This is a genomic window from Stenotrophomonas sp. FW305-3-2-15-E-LB1, from assembly GCF_058787375.1.
Window position 1 is genome coordinate 74,040 of record NZ_JBYSZR010000008.1, and the last position, 25,767, is coordinate 99,806.

Annotated in this window: 20 protein-coding genes and 1 riboswitch; of the genes, 8 read left to right on the forward strand and 12 right to left on the reverse strand. The window is 68.2% G+C overall.

Annotated elements, in window-relative coordinates; translation table 11 throughout:
• Nucleotides 1-79: 79 nt before the first annotated feature.
• Both AC3WL7_RS08260 and olsF read right to left on the reverse strand, forming a co-directional pair.
• Entirely contained in the window at nt 80-880 is an 801-nt protein-coding gene (locus AC3WL7_RS08260; protein WP_492749951.1) for a UDP-2,3-diacylglucosamine diphosphatase, read from the reverse strand.
• On the reverse strand, nt 877-2,586 hold the full coding sequence (gene olsF, locus AC3WL7_RS08265; RefSeq protein WP_492749952.1) for a bifunctional ornithine lipid synthase OlsF: 1,710 nt from the start codon (nt 2,584-2,586) through the stop codon (nt 877-879). Before olsF ends, AC3WL7_RS08260 begins: the two co-directional genes overlap by 4 nt.
• Nucleotides 2,587-2,912: 326 nt before the next feature.
• On the opposite strand from olsF, the gene metK reads away from it, so the two are divergent.
• Together metK and AC3WL7_RS08275 are read left to right on the forward strand one after the other, a co-directional pair.
• Nucleotides 2,913-4,124, forward strand: coding sequence for a methionine adenosyltransferase (gene metK / locus AC3WL7_RS08270; RefSeq protein ID WP_079220656.1), 1,212 nt, complete (start codon nt 2,913-2,915; stop codon nt 4,122-4,124).
• 136 nt (nt 4,125-4,260) lie between these two features.
• Nucleotides 4,261-4,767: an acyl-CoA thioesterase gene (locus AC3WL7_RS08275; protein WP_079220654.1), complete on the forward strand. Its 507-nt coding sequence runs from the start codon at nt 4,261-4,263 to the stop codon at nt 4,765-4,767.
• An 82-nt stretch (nt 4,768-4,849) separates the two neighbouring features.
• Here the strand turns inward: AC3WL7_RS08275 and ppc are convergent, their stop codons facing one another.
• Both ppc and AC3WL7_RS08285 read right to left on the reverse strand, forming a co-directional pair.
• Nucleotides 4,850-7,561 carry a phosphoenolpyruvate carboxylase gene (gene ppc, locus AC3WL7_RS08280; RefSeq protein WP_492749953.1) on the reverse strand — a complete coding sequence of 904 codons (2,712 nt, stop codon included), beginning with the start codon at nt 7,559-7,561 and terminating at the stop codon, nt 4,850-4,852.
• 215 nt (nt 7,562-7,776) lie between these two features.
• Nucleotides 7,777-10,287: an alpha/beta hydrolase family protein gene (locus AC3WL7_RS08285; protein ID WP_492749954.1), complete on the reverse strand. Its 2,511-nt coding sequence runs from the start codon at nt 10,285-10,287 to the stop codon at nt 7,777-7,779.
• A gap of 123 nt (nt 10,288-10,410) precedes the next feature.
• Nucleotides 10,411-10,494: riboswitch (S-adenosyl-L-homocysteine riboswitch) on the forward strand.
• A gap of 36 nt (nt 10,495-10,530) precedes the next feature.
• Here AC3WL7_RS08285 and ahcY point away from each other — a divergent pair.
• Complete coding sequence (gene ahcY / locus AC3WL7_RS08290; protein ID WP_108745972.1) at nt 10,531-11,976, forward strand: adenosylhomocysteinase; 1,446 nt, start codon at nt 10,531-10,533, stop codon at nt 11,974-11,976.
• A 122-nt stretch (nt 11,977-12,098) separates the two neighbouring features.
• Here ahcY and AC3WL7_RS08295 read toward each other — a convergent pair whose 3' ends face one another.
• The gene (locus AC3WL7_RS08295; RefSeq protein WP_492749955.1) at nt 12,099-12,941 is read right to left on the reverse strand and encodes a tetratricopeptide repeat protein; all 843 of its coding nucleotides are present in this window, start codon (nt 12,939-12,941) and stop codon (nt 12,099-12,101) included.
• A gap of 100 nt (nt 12,942-13,041) precedes the next feature.
• Here AC3WL7_RS08295 and ybaK point away from each other — a divergent pair, with 100 nt between their 5' ends.
• Together ybaK and AC3WL7_RS08305 are read left to right on the forward strand one after the other, a co-directional pair.
• On the forward strand, nt 13,042-13,515 hold the full coding sequence (ybaK, locus tag AC3WL7_RS08300; RefSeq protein ID WP_200734390.1) for a Cys-tRNA(Pro) deacylase: 474 nt from the start codon (nt 13,042-13,044) through the stop codon (nt 13,513-13,515).
• Nucleotides 13,515-13,958 (forward strand): hypothetical protein, encoded by a 444-nt coding sequence (locus AC3WL7_RS08305; protein WP_492749956.1) that lies wholly within the window; start codon nt 13,515-13,517, stop codon nt 13,956-13,958. The genes ybaK and AC3WL7_RS08305 overlap by 1 nt, the downstream gene beginning before the upstream one ends.
• Nucleotides 13,959-14,003: 45 nt before the next feature.
• On the opposite strand, the gene AC3WL7_RS08310 is transcribed toward AC3WL7_RS08305, so the two are convergent.
• The gene (locus tag AC3WL7_RS08310) at nt 14,004-14,561 is read right to left on the reverse strand and encodes a DUF3228 family protein (protein WP_492749957.1); all 558 of its coding nucleotides are present in this window, start codon (nt 14,559-14,561) and stop codon (nt 14,004-14,006) included.
• A gap of 136 nt (nt 14,562-14,697) precedes the next feature.
• Here AC3WL7_RS08310 and AC3WL7_RS08315 point away from each other — a divergent pair, with 136 nt between their 5' ends.
• Nucleotides 14,698-16,221 (forward strand): amidohydrolase family protein, encoded by a 1,524-nt coding sequence (locus AC3WL7_RS08315; RefSeq protein ID WP_492749958.1) that lies wholly within the window; start codon nt 14,698-14,700, stop codon nt 16,219-16,221.
• Between the two features lie 6 nt (nt 16,222-16,227).
• Here AC3WL7_RS08315 and AC3WL7_RS08320 read toward each other — a convergent pair whose 3' ends face one another.
• The 3 genes from AC3WL7_RS08320 to AC3WL7_RS08330 are packed head-to-tail and all read right to left on the reverse strand — an operon-like array spanning nt 16,228 to nt 18,972.
• Complete coding sequence (locus AC3WL7_RS08320; protein ID WP_492749959.1) at nt 16,228-16,959, reverse strand: LytR/AlgR family response regulator transcription factor; 732 nt, start codon at nt 16,957-16,959, stop codon at nt 16,228-16,230.
• Nucleotides 16,944-18,014: a sensor histidine kinase gene (locus AC3WL7_RS08325; protein ID WP_492749960.1), complete on the reverse strand. Its 1,071-nt coding sequence runs from the start codon at nt 18,012-18,014 to the stop codon at nt 16,944-16,946. Before AC3WL7_RS08325 ends, AC3WL7_RS08320 begins: the two co-directional genes overlap by 16 nt.
• Before the next feature lie 25 nt (nt 18,015-18,039).
• Entirely contained in the window at nt 18,040-18,972 is a 933-nt protein-coding gene (locus AC3WL7_RS08330; RefSeq protein ID WP_492749961.1) for an alpha/beta fold hydrolase, read from the reverse strand.
• A gap of 202 nt (nt 18,973-19,174) precedes the next feature.
• Between AC3WL7_RS08330 and metF the strand changes: the two genes are divergently transcribed.
• Together metF and AC3WL7_RS08340 are read left to right on the forward strand one after the other, a co-directional pair.
• Entirely contained in the window at nt 19,175-20,002 is an 828-nt protein-coding gene (gene metF / locus AC3WL7_RS08335; RefSeq protein WP_108745964.1) for a methylenetetrahydrofolate reductase [NAD(P)H], read from the forward strand.
• A 40-nt stretch (nt 20,003-20,042) separates the two neighbouring features.
• Nucleotides 20,043-20,627: a DUF4124 domain-containing protein gene (locus tag AC3WL7_RS08340; protein WP_492749962.1), complete on the forward strand. Its 585-nt coding sequence runs from the start codon at nt 20,043-20,045 to the stop codon at nt 20,625-20,627.
• 132 nt (nt 20,628-20,759) lie between these two features.
• Here AC3WL7_RS08340 and AC3WL7_RS08345 read toward each other — a convergent pair whose 3' ends face one another.
• From AC3WL7_RS08345 to AC3WL7_RS08355, 3 genes are all read right to left on the reverse strand, one after another.
• Nucleotides 20,760-21,713, reverse strand: a complete 954-nt coding sequence (locus AC3WL7_RS08345) for a Nudix family hydrolase (RefSeq protein WP_492749963.1) — start codon at nt 21,711-21,713, stop codon at nt 20,760-20,762.
• A gap of 111 nt (nt 21,714-21,824) precedes the next feature.
• Entirely contained in the window at nt 21,825-24,557 is a 2,733-nt protein-coding gene (secA, locus tag AC3WL7_RS08350; protein ID WP_492749964.1) for a preprotein translocase subunit SecA, read from the reverse strand.
• A gap of 256 nt (nt 24,558-24,813) precedes the next feature.
• A complete protein-coding gene (locus tag AC3WL7_RS08355; protein WP_079220638.1) occupies nt 24,814-25,767 on the reverse strand; it encodes a M23 family metallopeptidase in 954 nt (317 codons plus the stop codon).

Consider the following 25,767-nt stretch of genomic DNA (forward strand, 5'->3'; position numbering starts at 1 on the left):
CATGGCGCGGGCGGAAGGCAGGAGCAGTCGACTAACAGTCGACTCTACAGAACCCGCCCGCCACACAACCGCGCGGGCATCACGCCGCCTGCGCCATGCGCGCGCCGGGCAGTTCCACAAGGGTCTGGCCGTGGTGGTCCAGCAGCCGCAGCGCGCCTTCGTGGTCCTCGGCCAGGGCGGTCAGGCTTTCCACCCAGTCGCCATCGTTGGCATAGACCAGGCCATCGCGCTCGACCAGCGCCGCGCGGTGGATGTGGCCGCAGATGATGCCGTCCAGCCCACGCCGGCGCACGTCCTCCAGGCCGGCCTGGACGAAGCGTTCGATGTAGCGCTCGGCGGCGCCGCTGCGCTTCTTCAGGAACTCGGACAGCGACCAGTAACGCATGCCCAGCCGGCGCCGCACCGCGTTCAACGCCTGGTTTCCGGTGAGGATGCGGTAGTACAGCCAGTCGCCGAAGCGTTCCTGCAGGCCACCGAAGTGGGTCACGCCATCGTAGTCGTCGCCGTGCGCCACCAGCAGCCGGCGCCCGTCCGCCGTCACGTGGATGGCACGGCGGCGCACCTGCATCGCCGGCAGCATCAGCCCGCAGACATGGCGCAGCGAGGCATCGTGGTTGCCGGGAATGTAGATGATCTCGGTGCCGGCGCGACGCAGTGCATGCAGCGCCTGGATGACCTCGCTGTGCGAGGCGCGCCAGTTGGCGCGGCGGTGCGCCATCCACCACAGGTCGATGATGTCGCCCACCAGGTACAGGCGCTCGCAGCGCAGCTGGCCGAGGAAGGTGGCCAGCTCGGCCGCATGGCAATGACGCGACCCGAGGTGCACATCGGAGACGAACACTGCGCGCCGGTGCGGCGACAGGTTCGCCAGCGCGCTCACGCCGGCATCCCCGCGTCGCGCAGATAGCGTTTGCGCTTGTGCGGCCGGATCGCCTGCAGGTCCACTTCGATCAGGCCATCGATCGAATCGCTGAAATCCGGGTCGACGCCAAAAGCGAGGAAGCGCGCGCCACCGGGTTCGCACAGGTCGGTGTACTGCCGGTACAGCGTCGGTACGCCGGTGCCGAGCGCAGCCAGGTTGGCCTTGAGCACGTCGAAGGCGGCGCCGGCATCGAGTTCACCGAAGCTGGGCGGTGCCGCGAAGTACTGGAACGGCTGGTTGGATTCGACCAGGCCGCTGCGACCACCGTAGTAGCGCTGGTAATAGGCCACCAGCTGCTCGCGCGCCTCACGCGGCAGCGCGGCGCTGATCGACACCGCACCGAACAGGTAGCGGATGCCCGGCTGGCACTGCAGGTAGGCGCCGATGCCCTGCCACAGGTAATCCAGGCTGCGGCTGCCCCAGTAGTCGGGCACCACGAAGCTGCGGCCCAGTTCCAGGCCTTCGGCGATGCGGGTGATGGCATCGTCGGAATAGCGGAACAGCGAGGCGCTGTAGAGACCGGCCAGGCCGCGGCGGGCCAGTGCCTGCGCGCCGCGCATGATGCGGTAGGCACCGGCGATGCGCTGCGCGCTGCCGTCCCAGATGACGATGTGCTGGTACTGCAGGTCGTAGTCGTCCAGGTCGCGGCTACGGCCGGTACCCTCGCCCACCTGGCGGAAGGTCAGCTCGCGCAACCGGCCCAGTTCGCGCAGCAGGGCCGAATCGGCCGTGCAGCTGGCCAGCAGGATCTGCTTGCCATCACCGGTCTGGCCCAGCACGGTGGCCCTGGCGATATCGGCGGCCACCTGCGCCGGCGGCACCGGGGCGGCCAGCGGCTCGGGGCCGGCCGGCACGCTGTCGGCGCTGCTGTCGGCCGGGCCCAGCGCGTACAGCGCCCGGCGCACGGCCAGCAGCTGCGCGCCGGGGTCGCCCTGGCCCAGCTGCATCGGCTGGCCGATGCGCAGGCGCAGCGGGCGCCCGCGGCGGGCAAACATCTCACGGGCCAGCAGGGCGGTGCCGGCCGGCTTGAACAGGGTCGAGGCGCCGTAGAACAGCGCCGAATTGCGTGCCTCCACCCGCACCGGCAGCACCGGTGCAGCGGCCGCGCGGGCGAAACGCACGAAGCCGCGCTGCCAGCGCCCATCGCGGATGCCCTGCAGCGACAGCCGGGACACCTCGCCGGCCGGGAACACAATGACGCACTGCTCGGCGTCCAGCGCCTGTTCCACCGCGTGCAGGCTGCCACGCTGGACCTTGCCGCCGAGGATGCGCACCGGCAGCAGCAGGTCCTGCAGGGGGCCGATGGCGCCCAGCAGATCGTTGGCGACGATGCGGACGTCGCGCCGCACCCGGCCGACCGCGTCCAGCAGGGCCAGTGCGTCCAGTGCGCCGGAGGGATGGTTGGCCACGATCAGCAGGCGGCCGGTGGCCGGGATACGGGCCAGGTCCCGCGCATCGACCTGGTAGTCGCTTTCGAGGAACTCCAGCCCGGCGGCGACGAAATCGAAGCCGCGCAGGTTGGCGCTGCGCTGCAGGAAGGCCTCCACCCGGTCCAGCCGCGACCAGCGGCCGACACTGCGCAACAGGGGCCGCGCCAGCCGCCCACGGGGGCCGTGGAACCAATCGGGGAAACGTTGCTGCAAGCGCTGCTCGAGTTCCTGCATGGCGTGGTCACTGATGCCCGGCGGCCGGATTGGCCGAGAGCCTGCGCCCGCCACGCGGCAGGCAGATGGCGGTTTGGCGGCAGAACGATGACGGCCCCGGCCGGGCGCCCGGATGGGTCCGCCGGGGCCCGAAGCCCGCCCGGCAATGGTCACGCCAGTGGAACACTGCCTGCGCACCATGGCCCCCGAGGGCCCGCCAGGCCTTGTCGCGGTGGGCACAACACCTTAACCACCGGCAACCCATACGGGTTCACAATGCACAGGCGGCGCACCCCGTGTATGATGCGCGCCCATCTTTCCATCCGAATCAAGGGATATACCGCCTGATGTCCAGCTATCTCTTCACCTCCGAGTCGGTCTCCGAAGGCCATCCGGACAAGGTTGCCGACCAGATCTCCGATGCGGTGCTGGACGCGATCCTGACCCAGGACCAGCGCGCCCGCGTGGCCTGCGAGACCATGGTCAAGACCGGTGTTGCCATCGTGGCCGGTGAAATCACCACCAGCGCCTGGATCGACCTGGAAGCGCTGACCCGCAAGGTCATCACGGACATCGGCTACGACAGCTCCGACGTCGGCTTCGACGGCGCCACCTGCGGCGTGCTGAACCTGATCGGCAAGCAGTCGCCGCACATCGCCCAGGGCGTGGACCGCAAGAAGCCGGAAGAAATGGGCGCTGGCGACCAGGGCCTGATGTTCGGCTACGCCACCAACGAGACCGACAGCTTCATGCCGGCCGCGATCCACCTGTCGCACCGCCTGGTCGAACAGCAGGCCAAGATCCGCAAGAAGCGCAACTCGCCGCTGTCCTGGCTGCGCCCGGACGCCAAGAGCCAGGTCACCCTGCGCTATGAAAACGGCGTGGTTTCGGCCATCGACGCCGTGGTCCTGTCGACCCAGCACGCCCCGGGCATCAAGCAGAAGGACCTCATCGAGGCCGTCCGCGAAGAGATCATCAAGCCGGTGCTGCCGGCCAAGTGGCTGCACAAGGGCACCAAGTTCCACATCAACCCGACCGGCAAGTTCGAGATCGGTGGCCCGGTGGGCGACTGCGGCCTGACCGGCCGCAAGATCATCGTCGACACCTACGGCGGCTGGGCCCGTCACGGTGGTGGCGCCTTCTCCGGCAAGGACCCGTCCAAGGTCGACCGTTCGGCTGCCTACGCTGCCCGCTACGTCGCCAAGAACGTGGTTGCCGCCGGCCTGGCCGACCGTTGCGAAGTGCAGGTTTCCTACGCCATCGGCGTGGCTGAGCCGACCTCGATCTCGGTCACCACCTTCGGCACCGGCAAGATCAGCGACGACAAGATCGAGAAGCTGATCCGCAAGCACTTCGACCTGCGCCCGTACGGCATCATCAAGATGCTGGACCTGGTCCACCCGATGTACCAGCAGACCGCGGCCTACGGCCACTTCGGCCGCAAGCCGAAGGAGTTCAGCTACCTCAACGGCGAAGGCGAGACCGTCAACGCCACGGCCTTCTCCTGGGAGAAGACCGACCGCGCCGCCGCCCTGCGCGCCGATGCGAAGCTGAAGTAAGAAACACGAAGGGCCGCGCAAGCGGCCCTTCTGCTTTCTGGTAGAGCCGGCCGCTGGCCGGCTTTTTCATGGCCGGACGCCATTGCGTGGTTGCCGGCCAGCGGCCGGCACTACCGGTTGCCGATACAATCGGCGCATGTCGACTGAACTGAAAACCCACCAGCTGTCCATGACCGTGCTGATGTCGCCGGACATGGCCAATTTCTCCGGCAAGGTCCACGGTGGCGCCATCCTGCGCCTGCTCGACCAGGTTGCCTACGCCTGCGCCAGCCGCTACGCGGGCAGCTACGTGGTTACCCTGTCGGTGGACCAGGTGATGTTCCGCCAGCCCATCGCGGTGGGCGAGCTGGTCACCTTCCTGGCCTCGGTGAACTACACCGGCACCTCGTCGATGGAGATCGGCATCAAGGTGGTGGCCGAGGACATCCTCAAGCGCAGCGTGCGCCACGCCAACAGCTGCTTCTTCACCATGGTGGCTGTGGACGAGGAAGGCCGGCCGACGGCCGTGCCGCCGCTGCAGCCGGCCAGTTCGGATGAGAAACGCCGCCAGGCCGCCGCGCAGATCCGCCGCCAGCTGCGGCAGGAAATGGAACAGCGGCACCTGGAACTGCTGGCCTCGAACCCGCCGTCGCCGGAAGACTGACCGCGCTCGCCGGGCATGGCCCGGCGCTACCGTGAATTGCCGGCTGACCAACACCCGCCGGGCCATGCCCGGCGGATGTTGGTCAACCGGTATTCTGCACGCCCTGCGAAACGCCGTTCACGCATGCCACCAGCGCGCGCAGCAGATCGTCATCCTCGCGCCCGCTGGCCCGCCAGCGCTGCAGCAGGTCCACCTGCAGCACGCTGATCGGATCCACGTAGGGATTGCGCAGGCGGATCGACAGCGCAAGCCGCGCGTCGTGGTCCAGCAGCGTCTGCTGGCCCATCAGCGCCAGCAGCCACTGCCGGGTCAGCTCAAGCTCGCGCTGCACCTGCGGGAAAAAGCGCCCGTGCAGGTCGCCGGACAACTGCGAGAACTGTTCGGCAATGGTGATATCGCCCTTCGACAGCACCATCGCGATGTCGTCGAGGAAGGTGCGGAAGAACGGCCAGTCACGCGCCATCCCGCGCAGCGTCTGTTCGTGGCCGGCATCCACCGCGGCCTGCAGGCCGCTGCCCACGCCGTACCAGCCGGGAATGACCGCACGCGCCTGGCTCCAGGCGAACACCCAGGGGATCGCGCGCAGGTTGCCCAGCGCCGCGTCCTGGCCCAGCCGGCGCGACGGCCGCGAGCCCAGCGTCATCCGCTCGATCACATCGATCGGCGTGGCCGTGCGGAAGTAGTCCATGAAACCGGGCTGCCCAACGAAGGCGCGATACACCTCGCTGCTGGCCGCAGACACCGCATCCATCACCGGCCGCCAGTCGTCCTCGCGCGGCTCGGGGGCACGTGGCCGCAGGCTGGCGCGCAGCACCGCACCGGTGGCCTGTTCCAGCGAGCGCAGCGCCAGCGCGCGGATACCGTACTTGCGATGGATCACCTCGCCCTGCTCGGTCACCCGCAGGCGCCCATCGATGCTGCCGCGCGGCGATGCATCCACGGCGTGGGTGGTCTTGCCGCCACCACGGCTGATCGAACCACCACGGCCATGGAAGAACGTCAGGCGGATGCCCGCCTCGGCAGCCACCTCCAGCAGTTCCACCTGCGCACGCTGCAGGCCCCAGCGCGATGCCGCGATGCCGCCATCCTTGCTGCTGTCCGAGTAGCCGAGCATCACCATCTGCACGTCGTCGCGTGCACGCAGGTGCGCGCGGTACACCGGGTCGTCCAGCAGGTCGCGCAGCGTGGCAGTGCCGCGTTTGAGGTCATCCACGGTTTCAAACAGCGGTGCGATGTCGAGCGGCACCGCGCCATCGGCATCGACCAGGCCCCCCCGCCGCGCCAGCGCCAGCACCGCCAGCACGTCGCCGCGGTCATGCGCCATGGAAATGATGTAGCTGCCCAGTGCGTCGCCGCCATGCCGCGCACGTGCATCGGCCAGCGCCGCGAACACCGCGTCCAGGCGCTGGTTGCCTTCGTCATCACTGCCGGGCAGTGCAGTTTCGCCACTGGCATGCGGGCCCAGCAGGCGCGCACGGCCCAGCGCATCCAGCGCCTGCCATGCATCATCGCCACCCAGCACCGCGGCCAGTGCACGTGCATGCACGCTCGATTCCTGGCGCACGTCCAGCCGCGCGAGGTGGAAGCCGAAGGTCTTCACCCGCCACAGCAGGCGCTGCACCGCGAAGCCACCGGCATGTTCGCCACGGTTGGCGCGCAGGCTGTCGAGGATCAGCTGCAGGTCGTCGATCAGTTCATCCGGGCCGGCATAGGAACCTTCGCCATCGTCCAGCGTGGCCTGCAGGCGCGCGCGCATGCGGTCGTTGAGCAGGCGGTACGGCATGTCGGCGTGCCGCGGGCGCGACTGCACCTGTGGCAGCAGCTGCTGGTAGTGCGCCACGCGCGCCTGCAGTGCGTCGCTCACGCCCACCCGTTCGGTGGACTGGCTGAGCAGGCTGGCCAGCTGCAGCAGTTCCTTCTGGTAGCGCCCCAGCACGGCCTGCCGCTGTGCATCCAGCGTGTTGCGGATGGTGCTGGCATCCACGTTCGGGTTGCCGTCCATGTCGCCGCCCACCCAGGTACCGAAGCGCAGCAGGCGCGGCAGCGGCAACTCCTCTCCATAGGTATCGCGCAGCGCCTGCTGCAGCGATTCGTACAGCACCGGAATCACCCGGTACAGCACCTGCACCAGGTAGAAGCCAACATGCTCGCGTTCGTCGTCGACCGTGGGCCGCACCGGCGAGGAATCGGTGGTCTGCCACGATGCCGTGAGTGCCATGCGGAAACGCGCGGCATCGGCAGCGGCCTCGCCCGGCGTGCGCTGGCCATCCAGGTTGTCCACCAGGCTGGCCACCATCAACTGCTCTTTTTCCAGCAGCGCGCGGCGCACCGCTTCGGTGGGGTGCGCGGTGAACACCGGTTCGATGTCGATGCGCGGCAGCCACTGCGCCAGCTCGTCCAGGCCCACGCCCTGCGCCTTCAGGTGCTGCAGCGCATCCTGCAGGCCATCGGGCTGCGCAGCGGCGGTGCCGGCACGCTGGTAGTCGCGGCGGCGGCGGATGCGGTGCACGCGCTCGGCGATGTTGACCACCTGGAAGTACGTGCTGAATGCACGCACCATGGTTTCGGCCTGCTGCGGCGTGCGCCCGGCCAGGCCATCGGCCAGCTCGGACAGCGGTGCCTGGTTCTCGCGCCGCGCGATGGCGCGGGTGCGCACGTCCTCGACATCATCGAGTAACGCGGCGGAAACCTGTTCGACCAGCAGGTCGCCGACCAGTGCGCCCAGCCGGCGCACATCATCGCGAAGCGGAAGATCGGGGGAAGCGAATTCGATGCTGCTGCGGTACTCGTTCATCGGCGACGCACGAACCTCGGGGCATGATCCGTCGCCAAGCCTACCCCAGTTCGAAGCCGTTGCTGCGCTGCAGGAATGGTTTCATCTGCACGTATCCAGCAGATGCAGCCGAGCATGGGCTCGGCTCTACACGTGTAGCGCCCGAGCCCATGCCCGGGCGGCGGCGCAGCCGCACAGGCGGCCCCGTTGCAGGGGCCGCCATCATCGCGCGCGGGTCAGCGCTTCTTTTTCGCCTTGCCCTGCTCGGCCGGGCCGATGGTCTGTTCCAGCCAACGCTCGCTCTCGGCCAGCATGGTCATGATCGACTCGCGTGCGCGGTAGGCGTGCGATTCGTTCGGCAGCATCACCAACCGTGCCGTGCCGCCCAGGCCCTTCACCGCGGCGAACATGCGCTCGCTCTGCAGCGGGAACGTGCCGGAGTTGTTGTCGTCCACGCCGTGGATGAAGAGGATCGGATCCTTGATCCTGTCGGCGTAGTTGAACGGCGCCATCTTCTGGTAGACGTCCTGCGCCTGCCAGTAGTTGCGCTCCTCAGCCTGGAAACCGAACGGGGTGAGCGTGCGGTTGTAGGCCCCGCTGCGGGCGATGCCGGCCTTGAACAGGCGGGTGTGCGCCAGCAGGTTGGCGGTCATGAACGCACCATAGGAATGGCCACCAATGGCGATGTGCTCGCGGTCGGTCACGCCACGGCGCACCACTTCATCCACAGCGGCCTGTGCATTGGCCACCAGCTGCTCGATGTAGGTGTCGTTGGGTTCCTTGTCGCCCTCGCCGATGATCGGCATGGTCGGGCTGGCCAGCACTACGTAGCCCTTGGCCAGGAAGGCCTGCGGCCCCCAGTAGCTGATCGCGTTGAAGCGGTACGGCGAGTCGGTCACCTGGCTGGCGGCCGCGGCGCTCTTGAACTCACCCGGATAGGCCCACATCAGCAGCGGCCGCGGGCCATCGCGCTTGGGGTCGTAACCCGGCGGCAGCAGCAGCGTTGCGGTCAGGTCCACGCCATCGGCACGCTTGTAGCGGATCTGCTCCTTCTGCACGCCCTTCAGCTGCGGCAGCGGGTGGACGAAGTGGGTCAGCGCGCGCGGTGCGGCATCGGCCTGCGCCAGCGACTGCACGTAGAAGTTGCTCGGTGCATCCGGGCTTTCGCGGGTCAGCAGCAGCGATTCGCCTTCCTGGTCCAGCAGCGCGACCGGTGCCGAATACACCGGCGCCTGCGAATGGAACAGGCGGGTGGCCTTGCGGCTTTCGATGTCGAAGCGGTCGACGAACGGACGATCGCCTTCCGGCGATGCACCCTGCCCGTACAGGAAGATGCTGCGGCCATCGGCGGTGGTCTGCAGGCGGCTGCGGCCGTTGACGTCGCGCACCACGCCGGCGCGGCCCGGATCGTTGTAGCGGTCCTGCGCATCGCGGTCCCACAGCAGCTGCGGCGACTGCGCCGCATCGTCCGGGGCGATCCGCCAGGTCTTGGTGTTGCGCGTCTTCCACCACGATTCGCTGAGCAGGGCCAGATCGCCACGGCCCCAGGTGATGCCGGCAAAGCGGCTGCCCAGCTGGGCCAGGGTCACCGGCGGTTTCTCGAACGGCGCGGCCTGCATGAACACCGCATCGCGCACCTTGGCGTCGCGGTTCGGATCACCACCGTCCTGCGCTTCGGCCCAGACCAGGGTGGCCGGCGCATCGGCGCGCCAGCTGATGTCGCGCACGCCGGTCACTTCGGCATCATTGCCGGTCGGCAGGCCCTCCACCAGCGGCCGCGAGGCCACGCTGTGGGCCAGCTGGCCGTTACGGTCCAGCACTTCGATGCGGCGCGGGAAGCTGCCCACCGGCACCACGTACGAATACGGGCGCTGCACGCGCTGGCTGAGCAGGTAGTTGCCATCCGGCGACACGCTCAGGCCCAGGTAGATGCCCGCCATGCCGATGGCACGCGCCTGCCCGTCCAGGCTGACCTGCATCGGCTGGGCGTTGGCGTAGTAGTCGAACAGCTTCGCATCGGCCTGGTTCTTCAGCAGATCCTGGTAGGTGCGGATGGACACCACGCCGGTGCTCTTGCCGGTCTGCTGCACGGCCGGGCCGGTGGGGATGCCATCGGCCGGCGGCGGGTCGCCCGCGTTGGCCACGCGGGTCATCACGATCAGGCCGCGGCTGTCGGGCAGCCACTGGTAGCCATCGCCGAACACGGTGTTCAGGTCGGTGCGGACGCGGCGTGCGCTGGCGCTGGCCACATCCACCAGCCACAGCTCGTTGGCACCGCTGGCGGCGTCGACCTGGTTGAAGGCCAGCCACTTCTGGTCGGGCGACCAGGCCAGGCCTGCAATCGACAGCTGCGGCGGCAGGCCGCTGATCTGCAGTTCCTTGCCGTCGGCCACGTTCATCAGCCACAGCTTCTCGCCGAAGCTGAAGCGGCTGTCTGAGAACGTGCGCGGGTTGATGCGGATGCCGGCCAGCTTCAGTTCCGGCTGGGCCACCACCTGGATCGACGGCAGCGACGGCATCTGCATCAGCGCGGCCACGTCGCGGCGCGGCGACAGGAACAGGCTGGGCGCACGCGGCGCATCAACCACCGCCTGCAGCGCGGCCGACGGCAGTTCATAGCCGGTCTCGCCCTTGGCCGCCGCCACCTGCGGGCTGTCGGCGGACCAGGCCTGCGGGACCACCGCCAGCAGGGCCATGGACAGGACCAGGCCGGTCCAGCGCCGGCTGCGGCGCGCGTGCTTGCTCATCGATCTTCCTGTTTTGGTTGCGTGAAGACCCTCGACCTTAACAGGCACCGACCCGCGCCCCATCTGCCGATGGTTGGGTCGCTCCGGTTCCCCCCCGGGGCCGCGATATACTGCGCGTTCTCCCCTGCCGAGGGGCGCTGCGACCGGAACCCATGAGGCCCGGCCAGGCTCGGTAAGGTGGCTTTGTAACAACGGCGCCCGGCTAGATGCGAGTACCCGCTCGCCCACAACCGGAGCTACTGCATGAACGCTGTTGCCAAGACCTTCTCCACCGAAGGTGACTACAAGATCCGCGACATCACCCTGGCCGACTGGGGTCGCAAGGAACTGGACATCGCCGAGCACGAGATGCCGGGCCTGATGTCGATCCGCCGCAAGCACGCCACCAGCCTGCCGCTGAAGGGCGTGCGCGTGACCGGCTCGCTGCACATGACCATCCAGACCGCGGTGCTGATCGAGACCCTGAAGGACATCGGCGCCGACGTGCGCTGGGCCTCCTGCAACATCTTCTCGACCCAGGACCACGCCGCTGCGGCCATCGCCGCCACCGGCACCCCGGTGTTCGCCTGGAAGGGCGAAACCCTGGAAGAGTACTGGGACTGCACCCTGGACGCGCTGACCTTCACCCTGGCCGACGGCACCCTGACCGGCCCGGAGCTGGTGGTGGACGACGGCGGTGACGTGACCCTGCTGATCCACAAGGGCTACGAGCTGGAAAACGGCAGCGACTGGGTCAACACCGCCTCCTCCTCGCACGAAGAACAGGTCATCAAGAACCTGCTCAAGCGCGTGGCCACCGAGCGCCCGGGTTACTGGGGCCGCGTGGTGAAGGACTGGAAGGGCGTCTCCGAAGAGACCACCACCGGCGTGCACCGCCTGTACCAGCTGGCCCAGGCCGGCACCCTGCTGATCCCGGCGATCAACGTCAACGACTCGGTCACCAAGAGCAAGTTCGACAACCTGTACGGCTGCCGCGAGTCGCTGGCCGATGGCCTGAAGCGCGCGATGGACGTGATGCTGGCCGGCAAGGTGGCTGTGGTCTGCGGCTACGGCGACGTGGGCAAGGGCTGCGCCGCTTCGCTGCGTGCCTACGGCGCGCGCGTCATCGTCACCGAGATCGACCCGATCTGCGCCCTGCAGGCGGCGATGGAAGGCTATGAAGTCAACACCATCGAATCGACCCTGGGCCGTGCCGACCTGTACGTCACCACCACCGGCAACAAGGACATCATCCGCATCGAGCACCTGAGCGCGATGAAGGACCAGGCCATCGTCTGCAACATCGGCCACTTCGACAACGAGATCCAGGTCGATGCGCTGGTGGGCTTCAAGGGCGTGCAGCACGTCAACATCAAGCCGCAGGTGGACAAGTACATCTTCCCGAACGGCAATGCGATCTTCCTGCTGGCCGAAGGCCGCCTGGTGAACCTGGGCTGCGCCACCGGCCACCCGAGCTTCGTCATGTCCAACTCGTTCGCCAACCAGACCCTGGCCCAGATCGACCTGTGGGCCAACAAGGACAGCTACGAGAAGAAGGTCTACCTGCTGCCCAAGCACCTGGACGAAGAAGTGGCCCGCCTGCACCTGGAGAAGATCGGCGTGAAGCTGACCACTTTGACCCAGGAACAGGCCGACTACATCGGCGTGCCGGTGGAAGGCCCGTTCAAGCCGGACCACTACCGCTACTGATGTCGTGCGGGGTGCCGGCCAGCGGCCGGCACTACCCATGCACGCAGCACACGGAACGGGCGCCTTCGGGCGCCCGTTCCGCGTTCCGACCCCTCTGCCGAAGCACGCAGGTGGTCGTGGCGCTACATTCGCTGCCGATCATCCTGCAAGGCGCTTTGGCAATGCGCGACAAAGTCGCGCTGCCAGGAAGCCAGATCGAAACCCTCGCGCTGCTGGAATGAAACGGTCTCGGCACTGAGCGCATAGCAGCGATTCTGGCTCAGGCGCAGCGCCCCGATCGTGTCGCCCCCCTCCCAGCAGCGGTCGATGCACGCCTGCATCAACGCATAGTCCGGGTTGGTCTTGGCGCCACCGAAGGCAAACCCCATCTGCTGGGCCATCACCAGCACAGGATCGCCGGCCGCATCGGCTGCACGCAGGATGCGCAGTACACCGGGCTCGGGAATGCCGAATGCCCAGTTCGCCAGGACCGCCGCACGCGCCGACGCCACGGCCGCCGCGTGCTGCCCCAGGCGCATCTGCTGCCCTGCCAACATGGCCCATGCCCGCTGCAGCTCGGGAAAGCGGCTGCAGGCATCTTCCAGCAGCACGATGGCTTCAGCCGGCGCACCGGCCTGCACATGCCGCTGCGCGCGCTCGACCAGGAGCAACGGCGAATCCGCATCTGCAACCTCGTGCTCGCGTGGATCGCGTTCTTCATCGTCACCGTCCCAGCCGCCACCGGCATCCAGCCATCGGGCGAAGGCATCCAGCGACGAATGACTGAAGACCATGCGCCCTTCGTCATGGAACATCTCGCAGACCACCGGCGGCTCCGCTTCGCGCCCCAGCGGCCAGTACAGACCAAACTGGTCGCCATTCCCCAGCGCGCCTTCGGCGACCGGCCAGAAGCCCTGCGGCGGGTACGGCCCCGCGCACGGTTCGGCATCCAGAGTCAGGTCATGAAGATGTTGCGGAGCGCGCATGTTCGAAATCCAGCCGGTGTCTGTCGTCCATTATCACCGCGCTGCGCCTGGCAGGAGCCTCGGTCAAGGCAACCCGCCCCGCGCGCGCTACGATGCCCGCATGACCCCCGCCATCAACCTGCTCAAGCGCGAAAAAATCGCCCACACCGTGCGCAGCTACGTGCACGATGCGCATGCCGAATCCTACGGCGGCGAAGCCGTGGAGAAACTCGGCCTGGACCCGGCCCAGGTGTTCAAGACCCTGCTGGCCAGTACCGAAACCCACGAACTGCTGGTGGCGATCGTGCCGGTGGCCGGGCAACTGGACCTGAAGGCACTGGCCGAAGCCGCCGGCTGCAAGAAGTGCGAGATGGCCGCCGCCGATGCCGCGCAGCGTGCCACCGGCTACCTGGTCGGCGGCATCAGCCCGCTCGGGCAGAAGAAGCGCCTGCGCAGCTTCCTCGATGCCAGCGCACAGGCGCTGCCGACGCTGCACGTCAGCGCCGGCCGCCGTGGCCTGGAAGTGGAACTGGCCCCGGCCGATCTGCTGCGCCTGACCGCCGGGCATTACGCGCCCATCGGGAAGGCCCGCTGATGTCTGCGGCGGATGCCCTGCTGCAGGACCTGATGAGCGGTGATGCCACGCGCATCCATGCCTCGGCAAGCCGGGTCGCGGTGATGTTCGACCGCACTGTACTGGACGCGCTGGCCCCGCATGCCGACCGTATCGAACGTGCCTGCGCCGGGGTCACACTCGGCGGCGCACTGCTGGCCAACCAGGTGCATCTGCAGGCGGCGCTGCAACGCCTGCGTTACTGGCAGGCGCAGGCCGGCTGCCTGTGCGCGCTGACGCCGAAGTATCTGTTCTTCGACCCGCGCAAGCTGATTGCACAGGGGCAGATGCAGCTGCTCTCGGTAGGCGACGCCGAGGACGGCTGGGGCGAATGCCACCACGTCGCCTGCACGCAGTGCGGCCAGCGCTGGAAAGCGACCGACCGCGAATACCATTACCCATGGTGGGAGTGGAAAGCCGCCTGACGGAAGAGCATCCACGCATGGCGTGGATCTACCGGGGCCGGAGACTTACGGCCGCCAGTTGGCGTTGCCTTCCCAGAACTGCACAGCGCGCTGGTAGGCCTCGCGGTCCAGTGGCACGCCGGAACCGCCCTCCTCCACACCCAGTGCATTGCGCATCATGGTGATCGGCGCCATCGGAACCTCTTCCGGCTCGGCGGTATAGATGCAGCCGACGATACCCCAGTCCGCGTCGATCGGCGAGCCTTCCTTGGCCAGCTGCTCGGCGCTGTACAGGATCACCACCAGGTAATTCGCGCGCGGCGATTCCACGCCCTCGAACCAGCGCACCAGCACCGGCAGTTCCTCGCGGTTGCGCGCTTCGTAGCCGCTGCGCAGCAGGTGGCGGTTGGCCTCGGTGACCGGCACGGTCAGGCAGCGCGTGCTGGTCCAGTTCTCGTACACGAACAGTTTGCAGAACGGCGCATAGCCATCGAGCACCTTCAGCGGCGCATGCGCGTTGAGGTGCGCCTGGAACTGCTCGGCGCTGATGTCCTGGATGGTGTTGGCGCGCGGCACGCGCGGGAACAGGCGGGGACGGGCGAATTCAGTGAGGACGATGGACATGGCGTGCCGGGGTTGGAATATCAGGCGCACAGGGTAACCGCCACGGCCCAGCTGGGGGCGCTGGGCTGAACGTCACTGGCGCCTGCGTCGTGGTTGTCGCACCCTGTTGGTGCCCCCCTGCAAGGATTGCCGGCCCATGCACGCAGCACGCGCGTTGTCCCCCACCCCTCGCCGTCGCTGGAAGCGCCTGGCCCTGGTACTGGCCGCCGTGCTGGCGACACCCCCGCTGCTGTTCACCGCCGCAGTGTTCTGGCCGCTGCAGGCACCGCCGCTGCCCGAGGCCGGCAACAGCCGGGTGATCATCAACGTGCGGGTACTGGACGTGGTGAACGGCCAGGCCAGCGAACCCACCACGGTGACCGTGCGCGAGGGGCGTATCGCCGCCATTGGCGGGGCCGCGGCGGACCCCTCGCTGCCCGTGCTCGACGCCGGCGGGCGATGGCTGTCGCCCGGCTTCTGGGACATGCACACCCACGCCCTGCAGCTGTCACCGCAGGTGCAGTTCCCGTTGATGCTGGCCAACGGCATCACCGGCACGCGCGACATGATGGACTGCCCGCAGCCCACCGATCCGTTGATCGCCTGCGTGGCCGACAAGCGCCGCTGGACCGCGCAGGCCATCGCCGGGCAGCAGGTCGCACCGCGCTTCGTGCAGGTCGCCAGCTTCTACTTCGAAGACCCGGCGATGCGCGCCGATGAAGCGCTGCGCCGCGCCCGCGAGTACGACGCACGCGGCATCGATGCGCTGAAGGTCTACAACCGCCTGCGCGCAGATACCTACCAGCAGCTCGCTGCCGAGGCGCAACGCCTGCAGCGTCCGCTGGTCGGCCACCTGCCCAAGGCGGTTTCGCTGCAGGACGCGCTGCAGGCCGGCCAGCGGAGCTTCGAGCATGCCCACCTGTTTGCCCGCCACTGCTTCGATAAGGCCGCGCAATGGCGCGAGGGCGCACTGGATGGCGAAGACCCCACGGCACTGGCCGAGCGCATGGTTGCCGGCCATCAGCCAGCGCTCTGTACCGAAGCCTTCAAGCAGATGCAGGCCAGCGGCGCAGCATTCGTGCCCACCCACGTCACCCGCGAGGAAGATGCGCGCGCCCGCGATCCAGCATTCCTCAACGACCCACGCCTGGCCTATCTGGATCCACTCTCGCGCTGGGCCTGGCGCGATGATCTGCAGGCCACTGCCGCGCGCTATTCCGGGCCCCGTGGCGACGCCGCACTGCAGGCGTACTTCCGCCATGGCCTGGCGTTGACCGGCGCAGCGCACCGTGCGGGCGTGCCGGTGCTGGTCGGCACCGACACCGGCCTGGGGGGCTTCCGCTACCACGATGAACTGCAGTGGCTACGGCAGGCCGGCCTGAGCCACGCCGACGTACTGCATGCAGCCACGCTGCAGGCGGCGCGGCATCTGCAACTACAGGCATCGCACGGCAGCGTCGAGGTAGGCAAGGCCGCCGACCTGGTGCTGCTCGATGCCAATCCCCTGCAGGACATCGGCAACACCCGCCGCATCCACGCCGTGCTGCTGGCGGGCCACCTGTATGACCGCCCGCGGCTGGATAGACTGCTGGACTACGCACGCAGGCAGGCACGTTCGCCTGCAGTGATGGCGCGACTGTCGTGGGGCTTCATCACCAGCCCGGTCAGCGCCGAGCTGTAGCAGCAACTACAGCGCCATCCGCTCGCGCAGCTCGCGCGCCTGCCGCCGCGAGACTTCCACCTCGCTGCCATCATCCAGCGCCAGGTCGTAGCCATCGCCCACGCTGGGGCTGACCGCGCGGATCCGTCGCAGGTTCACCAGCGTGTTGCGGTTGGCACGGAAGAACAGCTCCACCGGCAGGCGTGCTTCCAGCGCGCTCAGGCTGCGTGCCAGCAGCGCGTTCTGGTCGCGGAACCACAGGCGCGTGTAGTTGCCATCCACCACCAGCCGGCGGATCTCGCCCACGGCCACGAACCAGCACCGCTCGCCATCACGCACGAACACCTGGTCCTGCGCGCTCAAGCTGCCACCTGCGGTCACCGGCGGCGCGGCAGGCACATCGCGCTGGCGCACGCGTTCCAGCGCTTCATGCAGGCGCGGCGCTTCCACCGGCTTGACCAGATAGTCCAGTGCATTGGTCTGGAATGCGCGCACCGCATACGCATCGTAGGCGGTGACGAACACCACGGCCGGCGCCTGTTCCAGGCCATCGAGCACATCGAAGCCGGTGCCGGAGGGCATCTGCACATCCAGCAGCACCAGGTCGGGTTTCAGCCGGGCGATCGCCTCGCGCGCGGCCGGCACGTCATCGGCCTCGCCCACGCACTGCACCCACGGCAGCGCCGCCAGCAGCGTGCGCAGTTCCTGCCGCGCCAGCCGCGCGTCATCGACGATCAGGACATTCAGGTGCGTGCGCATTGCGGGATCTCCAGGACGGCCTGCATGCGGCCGTCCAGCGGTTGCAGGTGGAAGCGGCCACCGCGGCCCAGCTGCGAACGCAGGTAGGCCAGGCCGACGCCGTGCCCGGCGGTGGCGGTGGCATTGCCTGCGGCGGCCACACCCAGCGGGTTGTCGACCTGCAGCCGCAACAGGCCATCGCTGCACTGCGCGCTGATACGCACCTCGCCACCGCCGGGACACACGGCGATGCCGTGCTTGATCGCATTTTCCACCAGCAGCTGCAGCGCCATCACCGGCAGGCGCGCCTGTGCGGCTTCGCCACTCACCTCGAAGTGCACCTGCAGGCGCTGCTCGTAGTGCACGGCTTCAACGGCCAGATAGTCCTGCACCACGGCCAGTTCGTCGGCCAGCACTGCCTCCTCGCTGCGCGCGTGCTCCAGTGCATGGCGCAGCGTGCGCGAAAGATCGGTGACCATCTGCCGTGCGCGCTCGGGATCTTCGAGGATCAGCGCGCGCAGGTTGTTCAACGCGTTGAACATGAAGTGCGGGTTCAAGCGCGCGCGCAGCGCATCGCGCTCCAGCGCACTGCGTTCGGCTTCGGCACGCAGGCGCGCCAGTTCGGCCTGGCGCGCACTGCGCACGCCGTGCAGGCCGGCCCACAACGCGGTCCACAGCCCCAGCATCAGCACGGTGTTGAGCCAGTAGAGCAGGCGCGCCACCGGGCGGAAATCACCCGATCGGCCAGCAAAATCCACCCAACCCAGTGCCAGCGCCGGCTGCAGCACCGCCGTCAGCAGCAGTTGCGCCAGTGCTGCACCCAGCAGCACCGCCAACGCCAGCCGCAGCACCAGCGCGCCCAGGTCCAGCCGCCACCAGTGACGCCGCAATGCCAACGCGCGCACGCTGCCGCTGATGGCATACAGCAGCACGCCCAGGCCGACGCTGATGAGCGTGCTCCCACTGCTGCTGCCGCCACCAAACGCGCCGGTCATGGCCAGGCTGACCACGCAGAACAGCGCCCAGCCGAAGGTGTTGATCAACCAGAAGCGCAGCGTGGAGGTCGATTCGGGCATGGCAATGGCCGGCGGAATGGAAGGATCAACGGTGGCTGTCGAGGAACGCCTGCACCTGCCCACGCAGCCATTGCGGATCATCCCACATCAGGAAGTGGTGGCCGGTCGCGCTCAGTTCGATGCGTACACCCGGCAGCGCGGTGTACTGCGCCTGGAAGATCGCACGCGCCGACGCTTCGGTCGCACCCATTGCCTGGTAGGACGCCCAGGCGCCCAGCACCAGCGTGGGTGACTGGATACCGGCCACGTCGCTGCGCAGGTCGGTCACCAGCAGCGAGTACATCGCATCGGCGGTGGTGGCGCGATCGCTGTCCCGGCCCCAGCGCTTCAGATCGGGCAGGCGCGCGGCACTGTTGGTCAGCGGGGCCAGCGCCGCTTCGGCCTGCGCCTGGTAGCTGGCCGGGTCCGCAGCCAGCATGGCCATGCGCATCTGTCCGGCCATCGGCTGCACGCTCTGTGCGGTCGCGTGCGGGTTCTGCATGCCCGCGTAGAACGGCAGCGAGTCGACGATGACCAGCGGCCCCAGTGCATCCGGTTCCTTCACCGCCATCTGCAGGGTCAGCACGCCGCCCAGGCTGTGGCCGATCACCGCCGGATGGTCCAGCGCCCGGTCATGCACATAGGCCAGCAGCTGGTCGCGCATGGCCGACAGGAAATCCGCCGGGCGCGGCGCGGCGGCGCGGGCACCGGCAAAGCCCGGCAGCTGCACCAGATGGCACTGCACGTCCTTCAATGCCAGGCAGGTCTCGCGCCAGACCTCGGCGCTGCTGTTCAAACCGGGGATCATCAGCAACGGGCGGCCGTGGCCGACCACCTCGACCTGCAGCTTGCCGGTGCCGATCGGCGCTGCCTCGGCAGCATGGGCGGCGCCCGAGCCGAGCACGGCCATCGCCATGCCCAGCATGGCCAGCCGGGCCAGGGCCTTCATTGCGTAGTAGATCGCCAGGATCATCTTCATCGTGTGTTCCTTCCAGGGGCGGGTGCGTGGGGTGTGCGGCCAGCGTGGCCGCGATGGGCGCCGCCGGGGTGCAGTTCCGGAGCAACGGCCGCCACGCCGGGTGAACGGTCGCCACGCCCTGCCGCCTCTTCACGCCCTCATGCTTCACATCCATCTTGATGGAGAGATATACTCAACCGCACCCGCTGCCACCGCCCGTGCCATGACCGCCATCAGCTTCGAGTTCTACCCACCCAAGACCGATGAGCAGCGTGGCCAGCTGGACCGTACCGCCGCCCGCCTGAAGGCGTATGCCCCGGAGTACGTGTCCTGCACCTTCGGTGCCGGCGGCTCCACCCTCAGCTACACCTCCGAGACGGTGCGCCACCTCAACCAGCACCATCGCTTCGATGCGGCGCCGCACCTGTCCTGCGTGGGCGGCACCCGGCAGGAAATCCGCGAGCTGCTCAAGCTGTACCGCGCCATCGGCTGCCGGCGGCTGGTCGCGCTGCGCGGTGACCTGCCCTCGGGCATGGGCTTTCCAGGCGACATGCGCTACGCGGCCGAACTGATCGCCTTCATCCGCGCCGAGCATGGCGATGCATTCCGCATCGAGGTCGGCGCCTACCCGGAAACCCATCCGCAGGCACCGGATGCACTGACCGACCTGAAGCATTTCAAAGCCAAGATCGATGCCGGCGCCGATGCCGCCATTACCCAGTACTTCTACAACGCCGACGCCTACTTCCACTTCGTCGATGAAGTGCAGCGGCTGGGCGTGCAGGTGCCGATCACCCCGGGCATCATGCCGATCGCCAACTTCAGCCAGCTGCGTCGCTTTTCCGAACAGTGCGGTGCCGAGATCCCGCGCTGGATCAGCCGCAGGATGCTGGCCTATGGCGACGACAGCGAATCGGTGCGTGCCTTTGGCGCCGAAGTGGTGGCCAGGCTGTGCCAGCGCCTGGTGGAAGGCGGCGCGCCAGGCCTGCACTTCTACACGCTGAACCTGGCCAAGCCGACGGTGTCGGTGCTGAAGCTGCTGAACGGCTGAAAGCACACTGCGCTGTCGCTTTCAACGCTACCCTGTGGCAATGAAAGCTGTCCTGTCCCTGCTGCTGGTGCTGCTGTCCGCGGCCAGCATCGATGCCCACGCCCAATCCGCGCGCCTGAACCGCTGCACCGATGCGCAGGGCCAGAGCGTCTACACCGACCGCCCGTGTGACAGCGTGGGCGCACAGTCGCGGCGTCCGCCGCCGCCACCGGCCGGCAGCACCCTGCAGCGCGACAGCCTGGGGGCCAGCTGCCCGCGCCGCCTCAGCGAGCTGGTGCAGGCCCTGCATGACGCGGTGAACACCCAGGACGTCAACCGGTTGTCCACGCTGTACCTGTGGAGCGCGGTGTCCGACGCCGGCGCGCAGCGCATCCTCGGCCAGCTGGAATCGGTGGTGCGGCGTCCGCTGGTGGACGTGGTGCCGGTGTACCCGCAGCAGCAGGCTGCGGACACGTCGCAGGAAGAAGCGCAGGACCCTGCCGCGCCGGGAACCGGGCCCGAGCCGCCGATGGCGCGCCATCCGGTCGGCCTGCGCCTGGAACAGACCCTGCCGGGCAGTGCGGCGCGCGCGGCAACGGTGCTGGGGCTGCGGCGGCAGTACGGGTGTTTCTGGATCACGTTGTAGGGCCGCATCCACGCATGGCGTGGATCTACTGACAGCGGGCGACCGAACCTGTGGTAGCGCCGGGCCATGCCCGGCGGAAGGCCAGAAGCGCCGCGCTACGCGCTCGCGGGGCATGGCCCCGCGCTACCGGGTTCAGGCCGGCCACAGCCCGCGGATCGCGGCGATGCCCTGCCCGCCGTGGCGACGGGCCTGGCTGACCTGGCCTGCATCCAGCCCGCCCAGCGCGTAGATCGGCAGCGACACCTGCGCCCGCAACGCGGCGAACGCTTCCCAGCCCAGCGGGGTGGCTCCGGGGTGGCTGGCCGTGGCCTGCACCGGGCCGAGCACCGCGAAATCGCAGCCCAGCCGCTGCGCTGCCTGCAGCTGCGCCAGGTCATGGCAGGAAGCAGCCACCAGCTGGCCCTCCGGCAGCGGTCGTTCCTGCAGGGCCAGCAGCTGTTCGCTGCCCAGGTGCACGCCGATGCCCAGCGCGCGGGCCAGTTCGATATCGCAGTTGAGCAGCCATTGCACGCCCTGCCGGTGCGCCTGCAGGGCCTGCTCGATCAGCACCTGCCGCTGCGGGTGCGCGGCCGGCAGGCGCAGCTGGATGCGCTGCTGGCCCGTGGCCACCGCCTGCTGCAGCTGGTCCTGCCAGCGCTGCACGCCGGCCTCGCCCTCTTCCGGCGCCGGGGTGATCAGGTAGCGGTCGGGCTGGCGCAGCGCGGCCACCACCGGCAGGTCGGCCGGCGGCATTGAATAGCGGCCCAGCTTGTCCGGCGCCACCCAGGTGATGGCCTGGCCCTCGCGCCCGCGCGGGGTGCCCTTCCAGCTGCGGATGTGCCGCACCTCCAGGGTCAGGTGCTTGTCCGGGTAGTGCTGCGGCACGTCCATGATCCACTCGCCGATCTCGGCCTCGATGCCGAGCTCTTCGCGCAGCTCACGCACCAGCGCCTGTTCGGAACTCTCGCCGGCCTCGCGCTTGCCGCCGGGGAATTCCCACAGGCCGGCCATGTCGCGGTTCTCGGTACGGCGGTTGAGCAGCACGCGGCCACGGACGTCGGTGATGACGCCGGCCACGACATGGATCGATCGTTTCGGGGAAGGCATGCGGACAGGATGCCGAATCGACAGGGCGCCGCGCAATGCCGGCCGCCGGCCCGGCGCCGCCATCGCCCCGGCCACAACGAAGAAGCCCCGCTTTCGCGGGGCTTCCTGGGGTCAGCTCAGCTGGCCGTGGCAGTGCTTGTACTTCTTGCCACTGCCGCAGGGGCACGGATCGTTGCGGCCGATCTTCGGCTCGTCACGCTGCAGCGGGCTCCCGCCCTGCTGGGCGGCTTCCACCTGTGCCGCTTCTTCGTCGGCGCTGTAGCTGCCGGCGTCCTGGTGCTGGAACTGCGACTGGCTCAGGCGGGCTTCCACCTGCTGCCGCTCGGCCGCTTCCAGCGCCTGCACTTCCTCGTCGCTGCGGATGCGCACGCGTGCCAGCAGGGTCACCACTTCGCGCTTGACGTTCTCCAGCATGTCCGAGAACAGCTCGAAGGCTTCCTTCTTGTACTCCTGCTTGGGCTGCTTCTGCGCGTAACCACGCAGGTAGATGCCCTGGCGCAGGTAGTCCATGCGGGCCAGGTGTTCCTTCCAGCTCTGGTCGAGCACGGTCAGCATGACGTGCTTTTCCAGCGCGCGCATGGTTTCCTCGCCCACACCGGCTTCCTTCTCGGCGAAGTGCTGGTTGACGCGCTCCAGCACCTTCGCAGCGATGCCTTCGGCGTCCAGTTCCTCGTGCGACTTGACCATGTCCACCAGCGACATCTGCAGGCCGAAGTCCGACTCCAGGGTCGCTTCCAGGCCACGCAGGTCCCACTGCTCGTCCACCGAGTTCGGCGGCACGAAGCGGGCGACCACGTCGAAGATCACGTCGTCGCGGATGCCGTCGACGTTGTCCTTCACCGATTCGGCGTCCAGCAGCTCGTCGCGCTGGGCGTAGATCACCTTGCGCTGGTCGTTGTTGACGTCGTCGAAGTCCAGCAGGTTCTTGCGGATGTCGAAGTTATGGGCCTCGACCTTGCGCTGCGCCTTTTCGATCTGGCGGCTGACCAGGCGGTCCTCGATGACGTCGTCTTCCTTCATGCCCATCATGCGCATGGCCTTCTGCACCCAGTCGGAGGCGAAGATGCGCATCAGGTTGTCTTCGAGCGACAGGTAGAAGCGGGACGAACCCGGGTCACCCTGGCGGCCGGAACGGCCACGCAGCTGGTTGTCGATACGGCGCGATTCGTGGCGTTCGGTGCCCACGATGTGCAGGCCGCCGGCGGCCTTCACCGCGTCATGGCGCTTCTGCCATTCGGCCTTGACCGCCGCCTTCTGCTCGTCGGTCGCGCCCTCGCCCAGCTCGTGGATTTCCGATTCCAGCGAACCGCCCAGCACGATGTCGGTACCGCGGCCGGCCATGTTGGTGGCGATGGTCACGGCAGCCGGGCGACCGGCGTTGGCGACGATGGTCGCTTCGCGGTCATGCTGCTTGGCGTTGAGCACTTCGTGCTTCACGCCGGCCTTGCTCAGGTGCTCGGACAGCATTTCCGAGGTTTCGATCGAGGTGGTACCCACCAGCACCGGCTGGCCGCGCTTGGCGCACTCTTCGATGTCGGCCAGCACCGCATTGAACTTGCCCTTGCGGTTGAGGAACACCTGGTCCGGGCTGTCCTTGCGGATGGTCGGGCGGTTGGTCGGGATGACCACCACTTCCAGGCCGTAGATGCTCTGGAATTCGAACGCTTCGGTATCAGCCGTACCGGTCATGCCGGACAGCTTCTTGTACATGCGGAACAGGTTCTGGAAGGTGATGCTCGCCAGCGTCTGGTTCTCGCGCTGGACCGGCACGCCTTCCTTCGCTTCCACCGCCTGGTGCAGGCCGTCGGACCAGCGGCGGCCGGCCAGGGTACGGCCGGTGAATTCGTCGACGATGACCACTTCGCCGTCGCGCACGATGTAATCCACGTCACGCTGGTAGATGGCGTGCGCGCGCAGGGCGGCGTTGAGGTGGTGGACCACGGTCAGGTTCTGCGGCGCGTACAGGCCTTCGGTCTCGCCGTCGAGGATGCCGGCTTCCACCAGCAGCTGCTCGGCGTGCTCCATGCCTGCTTCGGACAGGTGCACCTGCTTGCCCTTCTCATCGACCCAGAAGTCGCCCTCGCCGTCTTCCACTTCCTGCTTGACCAGGTTCGGCACGACGCGGTTGACGCGGATGTACAGCTCCGGGGAATCATCGGCCGGGCCGGAGATGATCAGCGGGGTACGCGCTTCGTCGATCAGGATGGAGTCGACTTCGTCGACGATGGCGTAGTGCAGGCCGCGCTGGTAGCGGTCGGCCTTGGACAGCGCCATGTTGTCGCGCAGGTAGTCGAAACCGAATTCGTTGTTGGTGCCGTAGGTGATGTCCGAGGCATAGGCCTCGCGCTTGTCGCTGTGCGGCATGCCCGGGTAGACCACGCCCACGCTCAGGCCCAGCCAGTTGTACAGCTTGCCCATCTGCGCGGCATCGCGGCGGGCCAGGTAGTCGTTGACGGTGACCACGTGCACGCCCTTGCCTTCCAGCGCGTTCAGGTACACCGGCAGGGTCGCGACCAGGGTCTTGCCTTCACCGGTGCGCATTTCTGCGATCTTGCCCAGGTGAAGCACCATGCCGCCGATCAGCTGCACGTCGTAGTGGCGCATGCCCAGCACGCGGCGGCCGGCTTCGCGGCAGACCGCGAACGCTTCCGGCAGCACCTTGTCCAGGGCTTCACCCCCGGCGATGCGCTGCTTGAACTCCGGCGTCTTGGCCTGCAGCTGCTCGTCGGAAAGCTTCTCGATCTCCGGCTCCAGCGCATTGATCTTGGCGACGATGCGGTTGAGCTGGCGCAGCTGTCGTTCGTTACGACTGCCAAATACGCGGGTAAGCAGGCTGTTGATCATTGAAGGAACCGGGTTGGATGGACACAGCGGCCCGGCCTCCCCCCCGGGGATCCGATCGCCGCAAACGAAACAGGGCGCCTGGCGCCCTGTCGATGGCAACACCCATTGTAGCTTGGGACGGGCCGCTGGGGTTTCAACCCCGCAGGCGTCTGCGGAACCGGGATCGGGGTCGGATCGACCGCGCTGCGCGCTCGCGGGGCGTGGCCCCGCGCTACCACCTTCGCCCGGTAGCGCCGGGCCATGCCCGGCGTTGGGTTCAACCGCGGCTGATGCGGCCGACCGGGGTATTGCCGCCGTCGCCGAGGAACTTGCGCGGGTTGACCACGTTGCCGTTCTCCCACACCTCGAAGTGCACGTGGGCACCGGTGGAGCGGCCGGTGGAACCGGCCTTGGCCACTTCCTGGCCGGCACGGACCAGGTCACCGACCTTCACCACCAGGCGCGAATTGTGCGCGTAGCGGGTGACATAGCCGTTGCCATGGTCGACGTCGACCACGTTGCCGTAGCCGCCCTTCACGCCGGAGAAGCTGACCACGCCATCGGCCACGGACATCACCGGGTCGCCGACGCGGGCGTGGAAGTCCATGCCCTTGTGGGTGGCGGCACCGCGGCCGAACGGGTCGGCACGGGTGCCGAAGCCGGAGGTGACGTAGCTGTTGCGGATCGGCATGCGCGAGGGCACGGCGTTCTGCTGCAGCTGGTGGTCGAACATCAGCGATTCCATCACCGACAACTGGCGGCCTGAAGCAGCGAAGCGCTGCTCCAGCACCTGTAAGTCGGCGTTGACGTCCTTGACCGGGATGTCCGCGGTCGGGCCGCCGGCATCGCCGTCACCCAGGCCGGGGGTCTCGTTGAAGTCGAACTCGCCGTCTTCCAGCTTGCCCATCTGGGTCAGGCGCTCGCCGAGGGCGTTCAGGCGGGTGGCCTGTGCCTGCAGCTCGCCCAGCCGGGCGGCCAGTGCGTTGACCTGGGTCTGCGCATCGCGCTGGACCTTGGCCAGTTCAGCTTCCTGGCGGTCGACCTTGGCCTGCAGGCGCGAGTCGTTCAGCGCGCTGGCGCCAAAGCCACCGGCAAGGCCGATAATGCAGCCTACCCCGAGCACGCTGCCCAGCAGGGCGCGGGGGCGGTCCTCGAAATAGAACCGCAAACGCGCGATCGGCGATTTGGCCTGCCCTTCACGCGTTTTGATTACGATCTTTTTGAATGCCAT

Bases quoted from the DNA above. Each gene is read 5' to 3' on its own strand.
- AC3WL7_RS08305 (WP_492749956.1), top strand. From the start codon at position 13,515: ATGTCTGCGGCGGATGCCCTGCTGCAGGACCTGATGAGCGGTGATGCC.
- ppc (WP_492749953.1), bottom strand. From the start codon at position 7,561: ATGAACGAGTACCGCAGCAGCATCGAATTCGCTTCCCCCGATCTTCCG.
- AC3WL7_RS08340 (WP_492749962.1), top strand. From the start codon at position 20,043: ATGAAAGCTGTCCTGTCCCTGCTGCTGGTGCTGCTGTCCGCGGCCAGC.
- AC3WL7_RS08320 (WP_492749959.1), bottom strand. From the start codon at position 16,959: ATGCGCACGCACCTGAATGTCCTGATCGTCGATGACGCGCGGCTGGCG.
- metK (WP_079220656.1), top strand. From the start codon at position 2,913: ATGTCCAGCTATCTCTTCACCTCCGAGTCGGTCTCCGAAGGCCATCCG.
- metF (WP_108745964.1), top strand. From the start codon at position 19,175: ATGACCGCCATCAGCTTCGAGTTCTACCCACCCAAGACCGATGAGCAG.
- ahcY (WP_108745972.1), top strand. From the start codon at position 10,531: ATGAACGCTGTTGCCAAGACCTTCTCCACCGAAGGTGACTACAAGATC.
- AC3WL7_RS08345 (WP_492749963.1), bottom strand. From the start codon at position 21,713: ATGCCTTCCCCGAAACGATCGATCCATGTCGTGGCCGGCGTCATCACC.
- AC3WL7_RS08285 (WP_492749954.1), bottom strand. From the start codon at position 10,287: ATGAGCAAGCACGCGCGCCGCAGCCGGCGCTGGACCGGCCTGGTCCTG.
- AC3WL7_RS08295 (WP_492749955.1), bottom strand. From the start codon at position 12,941: ATGCGCGCTCCGCAACATCTTCATGACCTGACTCTGGATGCCGAACCG.
- AC3WL7_RS08325 (WP_492749960.1), bottom strand. From the start codon at position 18,014: ATGCCCGAATCGACCTCCACGCTGCGCTTCTGGTTGATCAACACCTTC.
- AC3WL7_RS08355 (WP_079220638.1), bottom strand. From the start codon at position 25,767: ATGGCATTCAAAAAGATCGTAATCAAAACGCGTGAAGGGCAGGCCAAA.
- secA (WP_492749964.1), bottom strand. From the start codon at position 24,557: ATGATCAACAGCCTGCTTACCCGCGTATTTGGCAGTCGTAACGAACGA.
- AC3WL7_RS08315 (WP_492749958.1), top strand. From the start codon at position 14,698: ATGCACGCAGCACGCGCGTTGTCCCCCACCCCTCGCCGTCGCTGGAAG.
- AC3WL7_RS08275 (WP_079220654.1), top strand. From the start codon at position 4,261: ATGTCGACTGAACTGAAAACCCACCAGCTGTCCATGACCGTGCTGATG.
- olsF (WP_492749952.1), bottom strand. From the start codon at position 2,586: ATGCAGGAACTCGAGCAGCGCTTGCAGCAACGTTTCCCCGATTGGTTC.
- ybaK (WP_200734390.1), top strand. From the start codon at position 13,042: ATGACCCCCGCCATCAACCTGCTCAAGCGCGAAAAAATCGCCCACACC.
- AC3WL7_RS08330 (WP_492749961.1), bottom strand. From the start codon at position 18,972: ATGAAGATGATCCTGGCGATCTACTACGCAATGAAGGCCCTGGCCCGG.
- AC3WL7_RS08310 (WP_492749957.1), bottom strand. From the start codon at position 14,561: ATGTCCATCGTCCTCACTGAATTCGCCCGTCCCCGCCTGTTCCCGCGC.